At 54.9% G+C, this 257-nt stretch carries 1 protein-coding gene; it reads left to right on the forward strand.

From position 1 onward, the window contains the following. Positions 1-257, forward strand: a 257-nt coding sequence (locus SB753_RS38920; protein WP_410805398.1) for a TonB-dependent receptor plug domain-containing protein, incomplete at both ends; no start/stop codon positions are given.

The following is a 257-nucleotide window of genomic DNA, read 5'->3' on the forward strand; positions in this document are numbered from 1 at the left end:
GTCAACGTTGTTTCTTCTGAGATGCTTGAACGCTTAAACGTAAGGCGGCTTGATGACATTCTCCAGTACGTGCCGGGTGCCTCGGCCGGTGCTTCTGGAGGAGCGCTATCGAATACCTTCACCATCCGAGGCTTCCAATCGTCAACCACTCGGGGCGGACGCCTTGGTGCCCGAGCCAACTCCGTTTATATAGATGGAAACCGGCCTGCCTCCCAACGCTATCACTATGACCGGTCGCTTTATGATCGGGTTGAAGT

The organism is Paraburkholderia sp. SIMBA_053 (assembly GCF_046534895.1).
GTDB classification, from domain to species: Bacteria; Pseudomonadota; Gammaproteobacteria; order Burkholderiales; family Burkholderiaceae; genus Paraburkholderia; species Paraburkholderia caledonica.